12 protein-coding genes are annotated in these 14,295 nt (G+C 32.8%); 5 read left to right on the plus strand and 7 right to left on the minus strand.

Annotation, left to right across the window (positions count from 1 at the left end):
- Positions 1-263: 263 nt before the first annotated feature.
- The gene (locus JC605_RS06585; RefSeq protein ID WP_198855418.1) at positions 264-2,630 is read right to left on the minus strand and encodes an RND family transporter; all 2,367 of its coding nucleotides are present in this window, start codon (positions 2,628-2,630) and stop codon (positions 264-266) included.
- A 274-nt stretch (positions 2,631-2,904) separates the two neighbouring features.
- Between JC605_RS06585 and JC605_RS06590 the strand changes: the two genes are divergently transcribed.
- The 4 genes from JC605_RS06590 to JC605_RS06605 all read left to right on the plus strand — a co-directional run bounded on the left by JC605_RS06590 (position 2,905) and on the right by JC605_RS06605 (position 7,187).
- Complete coding sequence (locus tag JC605_RS06590) at positions 2,905-3,351, plus strand: hypothetical protein (protein ID WP_198855419.1); 447 nt, start codon at positions 2,905-2,907, stop codon at positions 3,349-3,351.
- A 4-nt stretch (positions 3,352-3,355) separates the two neighbouring features.
- Entirely contained in the window at positions 3,356-4,117 is a 762-nt protein-coding gene (locus JC605_RS06595; RefSeq protein ID WP_198855420.1) for a sensor histidine kinase, read from the plus strand.
- Positions 4,080-4,799: a LytTR family DNA-binding domain-containing protein gene (locus JC605_RS06600; protein WP_198855421.1), complete on the plus strand. Its 720-nt coding sequence runs from the start codon at positions 4,080-4,082 to the stop codon at positions 4,797-4,799. Before JC605_RS06595 ends, JC605_RS06600 begins: the two co-directional genes overlap by 38 nt.
- A gap of 117 nt (positions 4,800-4,916) precedes the next feature.
- Complete coding sequence (locus JC605_RS06605; protein ID WP_198855422.1) at positions 4,917-7,187, plus strand: cation:proton antiporter; 2,271 nt, start codon at positions 4,917-4,919, stop codon at positions 7,185-7,187.
- A 153-nt stretch (positions 7,188-7,340) separates the two neighbouring features.
- On the opposite strand, the gene JC605_RS06610 is transcribed toward JC605_RS06605, so the two are convergent.
- The 3 genes from JC605_RS06610 to pyrH form a co-directional block, all read right to left on the minus strand.
- Positions 7,341-9,836, minus strand: coding sequence for a DUF5686 family protein (locus JC605_RS06610; RefSeq protein WP_198855423.1), 2,496 nt, complete (start codon positions 9,834-9,836; stop codon positions 7,341-7,343).
- Between the two features lie 120 nt (positions 9,837-9,956).
- On the minus strand, positions 9,957-10,520 hold the full coding sequence (frr, locus tag JC605_RS06615; protein ID WP_095928306.1) for a ribosome recycling factor: 564 nt from the start codon (positions 10,518-10,520) through the stop codon (positions 9,957-9,959).
- Between the two features lie 75 nt (positions 10,521-10,595).
- A complete protein-coding gene (gene pyrH, locus JC605_RS06620) occupies positions 10,596-11,303 on the minus strand; it encodes a UMP kinase (protein WP_144217214.1) in 708 nt (235 codons plus the stop codon).
- Positions 11,304-11,496: 193 nt separating this feature from the next.
- On the opposite strand from pyrH, the gene JC605_RS06625 reads away from it, so the two are divergent.
- Complete coding sequence (locus JC605_RS06625) at positions 11,497-12,114, plus strand: thioredoxin family protein (protein WP_198855424.1); 618 nt, start codon at positions 11,497-11,499, stop codon at positions 12,112-12,114.
- A gap of 339 nt (positions 12,115-12,453) precedes the next feature.
- Here JC605_RS06625 and truB read toward each other — a convergent pair whose 3' ends face one another.
- The 3 genes from truB to JC605_RS06640 form a co-directional block, all read right to left on the minus strand.
- Positions 12,454-13,143, minus strand: a complete 690-nt coding sequence (gene truB, locus JC605_RS06630) for a tRNA pseudouridine(55) synthase TruB (protein ID WP_198855425.1) — start codon at positions 13,141-13,143, stop codon at positions 12,454-12,456.
- A complete protein-coding gene (locus JC605_RS06635; protein ID WP_198855426.1) occupies positions 13,143-13,940 on the minus strand; it encodes an undecaprenyl-diphosphate phosphatase in 798 nt (265 codons plus the stop codon). The genes truB and JC605_RS06635 overlap by 1 nt, the downstream gene beginning before the upstream one ends.
- 80 nt (positions 13,941-14,020) lie before the next feature.
- Positions 14,021-14,278, minus strand: a complete 258-nt coding sequence (locus JC605_RS06640; protein WP_198855427.1) for a DUF3098 domain-containing protein — start codon at positions 14,276-14,278, stop codon at positions 14,021-14,023.
- Positions 14,279-14,295 lie beyond the last annotated feature (17 nt).

Below are 14,295 nucleotides of genomic sequence, written 5' to 3' on the forward strand. Positions count from 1 at the left end.
AAGTTATGAATTACTGAGCGGAGCTACTTGCGGAGATTTCTCCTTCGTCGAAATGACAAACTTTGTTGAAAATTTTATTTCAAAAAGTCATATAATCTAAATGCAAATAGAAAAACACCTGCAATTATAAAAAACAACCAATATTTTTTTTGAGGTTTAAAATCTTCTCTATTTGTAGATTTTAGAATTATTCCAAAGCCTATTATAATCAGAGGTACAAATAATCGTACTATTTCCATATTAAGTTTTCTTGGAAAGAAAAATTATTTCTCTAAATTCTCCAATTCTTCTTTCTTCGTTTTCTTCTTTTCGAAAGTCAAAACCAACGATGGTAAAACAACCAAGTTAGCAAACATCGCAAAAACCAAAGTACAAGAAATTAATCCTCCTAAAGCAATTGTTCCGCTGAAGCTTGATAAAGTAAAAGTGGCAAAACCTAAGATCAAAACGATAGAAGTGTAGAATGTACTTACTCCAGTTTCTCTTAAAGCGCTGAAAACAGATTTCTTTACTTTTCCTTTATTTTGAGTCAATTCATCTTTGTATTTCGCCATAAACTGAATGGCATTATCAACCGAGATTCCGAAAGCGATACTGAATACCAAAATCGTTGAAGGTTTTAGCGGAATGCCAAAATAACCCATTAATCCAGAAGTGATGCAAAGCGGTAAAATATTCGTAATCAAAGAAGCTGCTACCATTTTGAACGAACGGAATAAATACAGCATTAAAATTGCAATAGTTAAAATCGCAAACAATAATGACTCAATTAAGTTATGCGCCAAATAAGTTGTTCCTTTCTGGAAAACCAATGCTTTTCCTGTAATCGTAACTTCGTAGCGGTCTTTTGGGAAAATTTCGTCAATTTTTTTACGCAATTTTCCTTCTACTTTTGCCATTTCATCTGTTCCGATATCTTTCATGAAAGTCGTGATTCTAGCATATTGTCCAGTCGAATCAACGTAAGCTTTCATTAAATTTTCTTTGCTGTTTTTCGTCGCATTTTTAGCATAACTTAAAATAAAAGTCTGTTCTTGCGAAGTCGGTAATTGGTAATATTCTGGGTTTCCGTTATAGAAAGCCTGTTTAGAATATTTTACCAAGTTTACTATAGAAACTGGTTTTGCTAATTCTGGAATTTCAGAAATCGTATTCTGCAATTCATCCATTTTGCGAATAGTTGAAGCTTTCATAACACCTTTTTTCTTTTTGGTATCCACCATAATTTCAAGAGGCATTACTCCGTTAAATTCCTTTTCGTAAAATAAAATATCTTTAAAGAAAGAAGCACTTTTCGGCATTTCGCCAATCAAACTTCCCGAAACTTTCATTTGTCTGACTCCATTCAAACTCACAACAAATAGAACCGCATAAATACAGTATACAATTGTCTTTTTGCCTTTAACAATAGTTGTAACTGTATTTAAAAGTGTCGAAATGTAAGTTTTGTCTAAGTGATATAAATGTTTCTCTTTTGGCAAAGGCATAAAACTGTAAATAATTGGCACTATGAAAAGTGTCAAAGTATAAACAGAAAGCACATTGATAGAAGTTACCAATCCGAATTCAAAAAGAAGTTCGTTTCCTGTAATCATCAAAGTTGCAAAACCAATTGCAGCCGTTAAATTGGTCATAAAAGTCGAATGTCCAATTTTTGAAATAACGCGTTGCAATGCTTTTGCTTGATTGTTATGCAGTTTAATTTCTTGCTGGTATTTATTAATCAAGAATATACAGTTTGTAATTCCGATTACAATAATTAGCGGCGGAATTATAGCTGTTAAAATCGTGATTTTATATCCGAATAATCCAAGCGTTCCAAAAGACCAAGTTACACCAACAATCAAAATACAGATTGAAATAAACGTAGCTCTAAACGAACGGAAGAAGAAAAAGAAAATCAGAGAAACGGTCAATAAAGACGCTCCAATGAAAAGTCCGATTTCGCCTTTCATATTGTCCGCATTGATCGTTCTGATGTACGGCATTCCCGAAACTTTCAAATCAATTCCGGTTGTTTTTTCGAATTTATTGATTTTTGGAACTAGATTTTCTAGGATAAACGTTTTTCTGTTAGCAGTATTGACCAAATTTTTATTGATGTAAACCGCAGAGCGAATACTTCCGCTTTCTTTATTGAACAAAAGACCTTCATAGAAAGGTAAATTATTGAATAATTCATGCTGAATGCCTTTTAAATAAGTAGGATCAAGAACTTTGCTTTGATCAATAAAAGGCGCTAAAACAAATTTTTCGTTAACAGTATCTTTTTCAAGCTTTTTCAAATCGTTTAAAGAAACTACTAAATCAACTTCTTTAGATTTTTTCAAACCTGTCATCAATTCATTCCATGCGGCGTAGTTTTTTGGAGTAAAGAATTTAGGATCTTTAAAACCAATAACGATAAGATTTCCCTCCTCACCAAACTTATCAAGGAATTTTTGATAATCTTTATTTGCAATATGATCTTTTGGAAGCAAGTTAGCTTCTGTATAAGTCATAGCAAGATTCTTCCACTGATAACCAAAGAAAAGAGTCAAAGCAGAAAGTATAACTAGAATCGTAATTCTGTTTTTAAGTATGATTCGGGCTAATTTTTCCCAAAATCCAACTTGAATAGTGTTTTTCATAACATCTTTAAAAAATGGATGCAAATGTAGTGAAAAGTGCTCGAAATCATAAATATTCCGTTCTATTTTACTTTATGTTAACACAAAATATATCATCTTTAAAATGGGACAATTTGCTTGCTTTTTGTCGATTAGTCGTTAGCTTTTCTCATATTTGCAATTAATTTCGAATAATAGCGGAATAAATTTGAATCTTTATTTTTTGCAAATTCTCATGCAGATTTGACAGATTACAGCAGATTAGATTTTCTATTTTCCTTAAAACTCAGTACAAATGGATTCAAAACAGATTAAATTTCTAACCATTGCCATAAGTTTACTTTTACTTTTTGTTTCATTAACACAAGATGCAATTGTTGTAAATTATAGTGGAGAAGTAAGAAACGATTCGGCTTTAGGATATTTCTTGATTGGTGCAATAGCTTTTTTGGGTGGCGGATTGTTTGAAGAAATTATTTGGTTGGCCAATCCATTATGTCTTTTGGCTATTATATATTTCCTGAAAAATAATGAAAAAGCAGTTCTTTTGAGTTTAATTGCGTCTGGATTAGCTATTTCTTTTGCTTTTTGGAGTGAAATTTTAGGAGCTGAAAGTGGTGCAATGGCCAAGATTGTTTCATTTGGATTAGGATATTATTTGTGGGCATCCAGTATTTTGGTGCTAACAACCGGAATTTTGCTTAATTATAAAATGTCATTAAAAGAAAGTTTACAATCTTAAAAACATGCAAAATAATAATACCATAACGTTTATTTTTCTAGCAATTCTTTTGCTTTTAATTGTTATCATTTGTTTTATGATTTATCAATTAATGCAAACCAAAAAAGCAAAAGACGATGCCGAAAAAAGCTTTTATGCTTTAGAATCTAAAGTAAACGATTTGCAATTAGAAAATTTAGAATCGAAACTAAATCCGCATTTATTTAAGAACATTCTAAACTCTATTCAGTCTCATGCTTACCAGACTTATTTTGCTTTGGATAAATTGGCCAATGTTTTGGATTATATTCTTTACGAAAGCAAAAAAAAGTTTGTAACTGCAAAAGAAGAAATTGATTTTGCATTGAATTTGATCGAAATCAATAAAATCAAAATCAGTCCTCTTTTTGAGCTGAAAGTCAAAACTAATATTAATCAAGAAGACAAATTGTACGATCAGCCTTTACTGGCGCCTTTAATTTCTATTGATTTAATTGAAAATGCTTTCAAACATGCAGATTTACAAAGTGCAGATGCTTTTATTTCGGTAGTTTTTGAGTTTAAAAACAATGCTTTTTTTATGACGGTTTCAAACAAAATCTCAGATAAAAAAGTGCTGAAAAAAGAACGCAGCGGTATTGGTCACGCAACACTTGAACACCGTCTTCGCATTATTTATAAGAATAATTTCAAACTCGATAGGTTTATAGAAAACGATGTTTATATTGCCCATCTAAAAATTGATTTGCTTGAATACAAAACTGAAATGCTTGCTTCTGGACGATGAACTTCCAGGGTTAACTTACCTAAAAATGCTTTGCGAACAGATTCCTGAATTGGAAATCGTAAAAACATGTAATGATCCCGAGAAATTGCTGTCTGATTTTTCGAACCTTGATTTTGATTTGCTGATTTCGGATATTGAAATGCCCGGAATTGACGGATTGCATTTGGCCGAAAAATTGCAGGACAAATTGGTGATTTTCTGTACGGCGTATAAAGAATATGCAGCCGAAGCATTTAATATCGATGCTGTAGATTATATTACAAAACCTGTGAAATTGGAGCGTTTGCAAAAGGCAATTGCAAAAGCGTTGGAGCGTTTTGAAAAATCAAATTCAGATAAAAAATTCATTCAGCTGAATACTGATAAAGGAAAAACGTTGCTGTATTTTAATAAAATCCAATATGTGAAAACTGCCGCGAGCGATAGTCGAGACAAAACGGTTTTGCTTGCTGATGGAAGTTTTTTGAATTTGAAAAATGTAAAATTCGATACGCTTTTAAACGAATTGCCTGATGCTGATTTCTGCCGAATCAATAAAAAAGAAATCGTAGCGGTAAAAGCAATAAAGTTCTTTAATCATAACGAAATTGTACTGCACCATTTAGAAGAAAATAATAAGAACATTACGCTAATCTTAAGCGAAACTTATCGAGCTGACTTTTTAAAGAAAGTAAAACTATAAAACTTATTACAATTTTTTCCCGACTTGTTACATGCGATCGAAATTAACAAGTGAATTGCTTTTTCACTAAATTCACAGTACGGATATTTGCGTTAATTAAATCTAAAGAACGAGTTTATGAATAATATAAAGAACTCTGTATTTTATGTAACAGTTATTGGCGGCTTTACCGCACTAATATATTGGGTAATTTCAAAAGGTGCCTCATTAGAAGTAGGACGTAATATTGTAAAGAAAAGTGTTGAAAGCAATCATTGGAAAGACTTTCTTCATTCGATGATCGAAAACCTGCAGCATCCTTTAGCCATTTTATTGGCACAGATCGTGACGATCATTTTAGTGGCGCGTTTGTTTGGATGGTTTTTTAGAAAAATCGGACAGCCATCGGTAATTGGCGAAATGATTGCCGGAATTGTTTTAGGACCCTCTTTGGTCGGAATGTATTTTCCAGAGTTTTCAGCAGCCTTATTTCCAAAAGAATCTTTAGGAAATTTACAGTTTTTAAGTCAGATTGGTTTAATTCTGTTTATGTTCGTTATCGGAATGGAATTGGATTTGAAAGTCTTGAAAAACAAAGCGCATGATGCCGTTGTAATCAGTCATGCAAGTATTGTAATTCCATTTGCTTTAGGTCTATCGCTTGCCTTTTTTATTTATGAAACGTATGCTCCATTGGGAGTTGAGTTTTCTTCTTTCGGATTATTTATGGGAATTGCCATGAGTATTACGGCATTTCCGGTTTTGGCTAGAATTGTTCAAGAACGCGGAATGCAGAAAACAAAATTAGGAACTATTGCCATTACCTGTGCCGCTGCAGATGACATTACGGCTTGGTGTATTTTGGCTGTTGTTATTGCCATTGTAAAAGCAGGTTCGCTTTCGAGTTCATTATACGTAATCGGAATGGCGATTTTGTATGTAATTATAATGCTAAAAATCGTTCGTCCGTTCTTAAAAAGGGTAGGAGATTTAAATGCAACTCGAGAAAGTTTAAATAAACCCGTTGTTGCCATTTTCTTTATTACACTTTTAATTTCTGCTTACGCATCTGAGTTAATTGGAATTCATGCTCTGTTTGGAGCTTTTCTTGCTGGAGCAATTATGCCAGAAAACAACAAATTCAGAAACTTATTTATCGAAAAAGTTGAAGACGTTTCCATTATTGTTCTATTGCCACTGTTCTTTGTGTTTACAGGTTTGCGTACACAAATAGGATTGCTAAATGATCCTGAATTATGGAAGATTACAGGTTTAATTATTTTGGTTGCTGTAGTTGGTAAATTCTTCGGAAGTGCTTTGGCTGCCAAATTTATGGGACAAAACTGGAAAGACAGTTTGGCTATTGGTGCCTTGATGAACACAAGAGGTTTAATGGAATTGGTAGTTTTAAATATCGGTTATGATCTGGGAGTATTGTCAGCAGAAATTTTTACTATGATGGTAATTATGGCGTTGGTGACTACTTTTATGACAGGACCAGCGTTAGATTTTATCGAATTTATTTTTAAAGATAAAATAACAGCCGTTCAGCAGGAAATAGGAAGCAAAAGCAAATACAAGATTCTGCTTTCGTTTGCAACTCCAGAAAAGGGAAAGAAACTGCTTAAAATTGCGAATAGTTTGGTGAAAAAACAAGCTGATAATTCGATTGTAACGGCAATGCATTTGTCTTTAAGTACCGAAATACATTCTTTTGATGTGAAAGAGCATGAGAAAAAAATGCTGCTTCCGGTAATTGAAGAGTCGCACGCATTGAATCAGGATATGGTGAGTTTGCATAAAGTTTCTAGTGATATTGATTCGGATATTATTGATACAGCAAATCAGGGTGAATATGACTTATTGCTGGTTGGTTTGGGGCAATCTATTTTTGATGGAACTTTGCTTGGTAAAATACTTGGGTTTACAACCAGAATTGTAAATCCAGATCGTTTGATTGATAAGTTTACAGGAAAAGAAGGTTTGTTTGAAAATAATCCGTTTGATGAAAGAACGCGCCATATTATCTTAAAATCAAAAATGCCGGTTGGAATTTTTATTGATAAAGATCTAGAGGAAGTTAATCAGGTTTTGATGCCGATTTTTAGTAAAGAAGATGCTTTTTTAATTGAATATGCTAAAAAGCTAATTAATAACAACGGTTCTCAAATTACGGTTTTAGATGCTGGAGGAGAAGTGAAAAATACTAGAGAAATTCAGGAAACAATTCGTTCTATCGAGCAGATTGCACCCAATCATATCATGATTATGAATGACAGAACACTAAAGAAAGAATTTTTAGAAAGCCAAGATCTAATGATTATCAGTTTAGATAGTTGGAAAAAATTAATAGAATCTCAAAGTATCTGGTTGAATAACTCACCATCGGTTTTAATTCTTAAACCATAAAGTTTTAAAATTTTAATAAATAAAAATCCCAAATTCCAATTTTACCTATTGGAGTTTGGGATTTTTTATAGGGCGCATAACTTTGTCAAAATTTTAAACTTTGACAAAGTTATATGTCCAAAGATTGTAAGTTGAAATTTCGAATTTTCGAAATTAAAGTCCTAAATCAAGAACATAAGAAATCTTAACCGCGATATTATCTTCAAATTTCATTAACTGATTTGGCCCATATCTATAAAATCCGCCTAAACCAAAGCCCTTAAAAATTCTGTTTAATTCGATTCCCGATTCAAAATAACCTTTATCGAGCGTTTTGTAAGTTGGACCAACATGTTGCTCTGGCTTTTCCATACTTCCCCAAGCCATTCTAGAAACTATAACAAGAGATGGTCGCACTTTTTTGAAAAGTGTAATTCGGTCAAAACCATGTTTAATTTGAAACATTAGATATTGGCTCGAGAAGAACTCATTAAAATACATGGTTTCAAAAGAGTTTCTTCCTGCAAAAGTAATACGCTGAATAACGGTTTCTTTAGTTAAGTTATTCGGAGCTGTATTGTACAAATGCGTAATTGGAACATCTCCCATTGCATAACCCGCCTGTAAAAGCAAACTTGTTTTTTGACGATTTAAGTACTGTTTTTCGTATTCTGCTTTAAAATCTATTTTGCTAAAAGTAAAATCATTATCAAAAACATTTGGCAAAGATTGTGTGTATTGGAAAGTAAACCTCGGAAATTTTTTATCGCTTTCAGTTCTTCCTGTCGGAGTTTGCATGTAATTGCTAAAAGGCGCCCACAGAATAGAAAGCATTGCCGTGGTCATAACATAATTGGAATATAATTTTCCGTTAAGATTAAAAAGATAATCAAATTTTGGCTCGATATAATTTCGCGAAAGCTCCAGAATAGCCTCCGTTTTCGGAATAAATTTGGTTTGAACATTTCCTCTCCATCCCGTATATTCATAAAATGTGCTAATGTTGATAGGGCGAGGATCGTAAATTTTAAAAACACGTCTATCAACCGAAAAGACAGTACTTGCAATTTCTCGAACATCGTCGGCATAATAGCCATTAAACCAAGTATTGGTATGTTTGTCTAATAAAACACCGCCTCCAACGCTGTATTTAAAAACACCATCTTTTGTTCCGTAAGCGGTATAGCCTTCAAGACGGAAATTTTTAGATAAACGGTCATTTGTAATACCGCCTATGCCAAGACGAAAACCTTCGTAATTGTTATAGCTTATGATTTTTTTCAAATCCAAATCGACAGGACCAATCGGGTAGAAGCCGTTGATGATTTTTCGGCCAATTCCCAAACGTTTTTCGATTCGATTTCGAATAGAAAGACTATCTAATAGCAGATATGTTTTTTGGCTCTTTAAATCAAGATTTTCTTTTCTATAGGCTTCCCAGAAACTTTCTGGTTTTTTTGCCGCATCGTCTTTAATTTCGATATAAAGAGATGGGTTTTTTATTGGGTTGTTGGTGTTAACACGAATATCAAAACTATTACTTTCAGAAAGCAGATAAGTAAAATCTGAAGCTACTTTTTTTCGCGATTCAAAATTCTCTTCAACGTCTCCATCAAATTGAATGGTTCCTCCAAGAATTCTGATGTCGTCATCATTTTTTCCTTTTACGATTTTGAAAGTGGTATTGCTCTGAAACCATATTTTTTCTTTCGGAATATATTCAAATTCATGTATCCCACTGATATCCAAAACACCTTTAATTCGCATTACAGCTTTCGCGACAGCAAAATTTTCTTTATCGATATATAAGACTCCTTCTAATCCAGAAGCTCTGTGTCTTGACTTATTTTTAAAATAAATCATATACGTGTCACGGCCTTTAATACTAACAGTATCTAACAGTTTGTAATTGTAATTTGAAGGTGCATTTTTCGAAATAGGATTTTCATACTTAGTTTCGAACAATTCGTATTTAGAATCGTAAATCGAAATAGATTGAAGGTTGAAAGCTAAAACTTCATAAATAGGCTGTTTGAAACCAGCAATTTTGGTTCCTAAAACGGTTTCTTTTAACTTGTTGTTTCCAAATTGATATTGAGAAACTTTCTCTGTTTGAAATAAATGCTGCTTACTGACAATTTCTTTAAACTTATAATCAGACGAATCGATGTTGATGATTTTTTTATTTAAATCTTTATACGCCGCCGAAGTATCGATACGTCCGTCAATCGAATCGGGATTTGCGGTTACAATAAGTTTGTTGTAGGTTTTGTATTCAAAATTATCAAGCTTTTTCTGCGGATCATTGATCGACTTATTAGCAATAACTTTTTTTATTATAGTTAATGCAGGGTTTTCATTAGAAACCACAACTTCTTTTAAGTCATCTGTCTGCTGTAAAAGTGCTACCGAATAAAAAGTTTTAGTATTGATTAAAGCAATAGTTTTAGTCTGAAAACCTATATAAGAAACAGTAAGTGACGTGGCAGAACTGCTAATTTTAAAAATAAACTTACCATCAACATCTGTAATTGTGTTATTGTTTTCTGAAGTGGTAATGGTGGCAAACGGAAGAGGTTTGTTGTTTGAATCGGTTACGATTCCGTTTATTTGAATTTGCGCTTGAAGGGTAAGCGTAAAAAACAAAGTCAAAAAACAAAATAGCTTCATACAGAATGATATAGTTTCAAAAACGAAAAGAAATTAATTTTCGTATGCAAAAATAGCAATAAAAAAATCCGTCTGGTACAATAAACCAAACGGATTTTTTATTTTTATCTCAATCTCAGATTACACTTTCATGATTTCAGCTTCTTTTGCAGCCAATAACTCATCAATTTTTTTAATGTAAGAGTTTGTTAAGTTCTGAACTTCTTCTTCTGCAGATTTACAGATGTCTTCTGAAGTTCCTTCTTTTTCTAATTTTTTGATGTCAGTATTAGCATCTTTACGAGAATTACGAATACCGATTTTAGCATCTTCAGCTTCAGATTTTGCTTGTTTTGCCAAATCACGACGACGCTCTTCTGTTAATGGCGGTACACTAATAATTATCATGTCACCATTATTCATTGGGTTAAAACCAATGTTAGCAATCAAGATTGCTTTTTCAATTGCCTGCAGCATATTTTTTTCAAATGGCTGCAATGTAATTGTTCTAGCATCTGGAACACTAATTTTAGATACTTGAGAAAGCGGTGTTGCAGATCCGTAATAATCTACAAAAACACCTCCAAGCATAGCTGGAGAAGCTTTCCCTGCACGAATATTAAGAAATTCTTTCTCTAAGTGTGCAATAGTACCATTCATAGATTCCTCAGTACTTTCTAAAATAAAGTCTATTTCTTCAGTCATTTTTTCTTTAGTTTTCAGTTTTCATTCTCAGTTTTCAGTTAAAGTCTTGTGTGACTGTAAAGCTGTTACTGATGACTATATGTTTACTACAGTTCCAATGTTTTCGCCAGCGCAAATTTTCAATAAGTTTCCTATTTTGTTCATATCAAAAACAACGATTGGCAGTTTGTTTTCTTGGCTTAAAGTAAAGGCAGTTGTATCCATTACATTTAGTCCTTTTTTGATTACATCATCAAATGAGATAAAATCAAATTTTACAGCCGAGGCATTTTTTTCTGGATCAGAATCGTAAACACCATCAACACGAGTTCCTTTAAGGATAACATCAGCGTTAATTTCGATACCTCTCAAAACAGCAGCAGTATCAGTTGTAAAGTAAGGATTTCCAGTTCCGGCACCAAAAATTACAATTCTGCCTTTTTCAAGGTGGCGGTCAGCTCTTCTTTTAATGTATGGTTCTGCAATAGATTCCATTTTCAAAGCTGTCTGCAAACGTGTTTTCATTCCTTTATCTTCAAGAGCGCCTTGCAAAGCCATTCCGTTAATAACAGTTGCAAGCATTCCCATGTAATCTCCTTGCACTCTGTCCATTCCTGAGCTTGCTCCGGCAACGCCTCTAAAAATATTTCCTCCTCCAATAACAATAGCAATTTCTACTCCTTTGTCGTGAATCTGCTTGATTTCATCTGCATATTCGCCTAATCTTTTCGGGTCAATACCGTATTGTAAATCACCCATTAAGGCCTCGCCGCTAAGTTTAAGAAGAATTCTTTTATATTTCATGTGTGTGTTGCGTTAATTTGTGCAAATATAGACATATTCTGATTTTTAAAAATAATGTTTGCAAAAAATTAATTCTTGGTGCAATTTTAGGTTTAAAGCGACTTTGCAGTTATTTAATTTAAATGTGACAAATGTCATTTTCTCCGTCTTCCTAAATTTTGTATTTTTATTGTATCCTAAAAAAAATAAAAAAATGAAAAGCATCGTAGCCAAAGCATTATTCAATAGTCATTCTTATGCTGAATACAGAAAAATAGTAACTGATTTGTTGAAGGAGGGAAAATCAACGGGCAATGAACAATCTGAAAGTCTTACCAATTATTCCAAATTGAATGAAGCTAGAATGAATAGGCTAGAAAAAACGATCTCTATTTCAGATGCTGTCGCAGAGAAACTTCAAAACTTAGACAATCACTATATCTGGCTTGTGCTTTCTGAAGGCTGGTGCGGAGATGCAGCGCAAATTCTTCCCATCTTGAATAAAATGGCTCTTGCTTCTCATAAAAAAATCGATTTGAGAATTGCGTTTCGCGATGAAAATGATGATTTAATGAATCATTATTTGACCAATGGCGGAAGAGCGATTCCGAAAGTAATTGTTATTTGTAAAGAAGCTGGAATTGTACGCGCCGATTGGGGGCCAAGACCAAAAGGAGCTGCCGAATTAATGGCGAAACACAAAAGAGAGGTTGGCGCTATCGACGAAAAAATAAAAACCGACTTACAGTTATGGTATTTGACAGATAAAGGAATTTCGGTTCAGGAAGAATTGGTCGAAATTATGGAAAACATTAAATATAATAGACTTTAGCAAGATAATGTGTTGATAAGCAGATGTTTTGGTTGGTAAAATTATCTTAAAGTCTTTTTATCTTAAATAGAATTTCGTAACTTAGTGAAGCTAACCCACTTCTATTATAACTTTCAGATTTACTCTTTTTACTGGTGTTTATTTAATGTTCAACAATTAAAAGTACACTATTATGAAAAAGTTATTCGAAAGGTTTTATGATTTCTTTTCTAAATTTTTGTTCGGAGGGAAAAATGTGCCTCACTATTAAATCGAGATGAGTATGAGATAAAATTACTTTTCTTAAGAGCTTGGCACATTACTTTTTCAAACAAAATGTAATGTGCTTTTTATTTTTAGCTATTTAAATCTCTCTTCAAATAAGGTAATATCAATAGCATTTTTCACATCGTAATCACCAATTTTTGTTCGGCGTAAAACAGTTAAATGCGAACCAGAATTCATTGCTTTCCCAAAATCGTAAGCAAGTGAACGAATGTAAGTTCCTTTAGAGCAAACCACTCTAAAATCTATTTCTGGCAATGCAATTCTTGTAATTTCAAATTCGTGAATCGTAGTTTTTCTACTTTCAATTTCAATAGATTCTCCAGCGCGAGCATGTTCGTATAAACGAACACCGTCTTTTTTAATAGCAGAAAAAATAGGCGGTTTCTGGTCGATTTCGCCTAAAAATTGTTTTACCGTTTCATGAATTAAAGATTCATCAATATGATCGGTTGGGAAAGTTTGATCGATTTCAGTTTCTAAATCATACGATGGAGTAGTGGCTCCAATATAAAAAGTTCCCGTATATTCTTTTGCCTGACCTTGAAGTTCTGAAATTCTTTTAGTGAATTTTCCTGTACAGATCAACAAAAGTCCTGTTGCTAATGGATCTAAAGTTCCTGCGTGGCCAATTTTGAACTTTTTAGGAAGTCCAACTTTATTAATTAAAAGGTATTTTAATTTATTGACAGCTTGAAATGAACTCCATTTTAAAGGTTTGTCAATCAATAAAACCTGACCTTCTAAATATTCTTCGGGTGTCATTATATAATAGTAAGCGGATGAATGAAAAAGTGAATCAATAATAAAATGATTCCGGCAATAATTCGGTAATAACCAAAAACTTTAAATCCGTTTTTAGTCAAAAATCCGATGAAAGTTTTTATTGCTAAAAGTGCCACAACAAAAGCGACAATGTTTCCAATAACCAACATGTTTACTTGATCGTGAGATAATTCAAAACCAGCTTTGTAATAATCGTAGCATTTTTTTGCAGTTGCACCCAACATAGTTGGAACGGCTAAGAAAAATGAAAATTCTGCAGCTGTAGTTCTTGATAATTTTTGAGACATTCCCCCAACAATACTAGCTCCACTTCGAGAAACTCCAGGAATCATAGCAATACACTGAAATAATCCAATTTTGAAAGCTTGTAAATAACTGATTTCTTGTGAAGTTTCAGCTGTATTTGGATTATTAAACCATTCGTCTACTTTCAATAAAATAATTCCACCAATTAAAAGAGAAACCGCAACAGTTACAGGGTTTTCTAATAAGCCATCAATAAAATCGCTTAATAATAATCCTAAAACAACGGCAGGAATAAAAGCAACTAAAAGTTTGAAATAGAAGTCAAAAGTTTGAAAGAAACGTTTAAAGTATAAAATAACAACCGAAAGTATTGCACCAAGCTGAATTACAATGGTAAAAAGTTTAGTGAAATCGTCGTGTGCGATTCCGAAAAACGAAGAGGCAATAATCATATGACCCGTTGAAGAAACAGGCAAAAATTCTGTAATTCCTTCAATAATGGCAAGAACAATAGCTTGTAATGTGTTCATTTAGAATTTTAGATTTCAGATTTTAGATTTCAGATTGATTACTTCGCTTTGCTCAGTGTCTAAAATCTATAAACCTTTTATTATTTTGATTTTTTGAATATAGAATAAATCGTGATTCCAAAACCGATTAAAACAGTTGTTGGCGCTAAACGAATACGTCTAAAGTTGAAAATGTCTTCGTTAAAAACATTTGGATCTTTACTTCCTCCACCAGACATTAAAATAAATCCTAGCGCAATTACAACAATGCCAATCAATAAAATTTTATAATTGATGCTGTCAAAAAGGAATTCCTGTTTTTGAACTTGTTGTTCTTCTTTATTATTGTTGTTTTTCATCTTTATATGTTTGTCAG

The sequence above is a fragment of the Flavobacterium sp. IB48 genome, assembly GCF_016405855.1.
GTDB classification, from domain to species: Bacteria; Bacteroidota; Bacteroidia; order Flavobacteriales; family Flavobacteriaceae; genus Flavobacterium; species Flavobacterium ginsengisoli.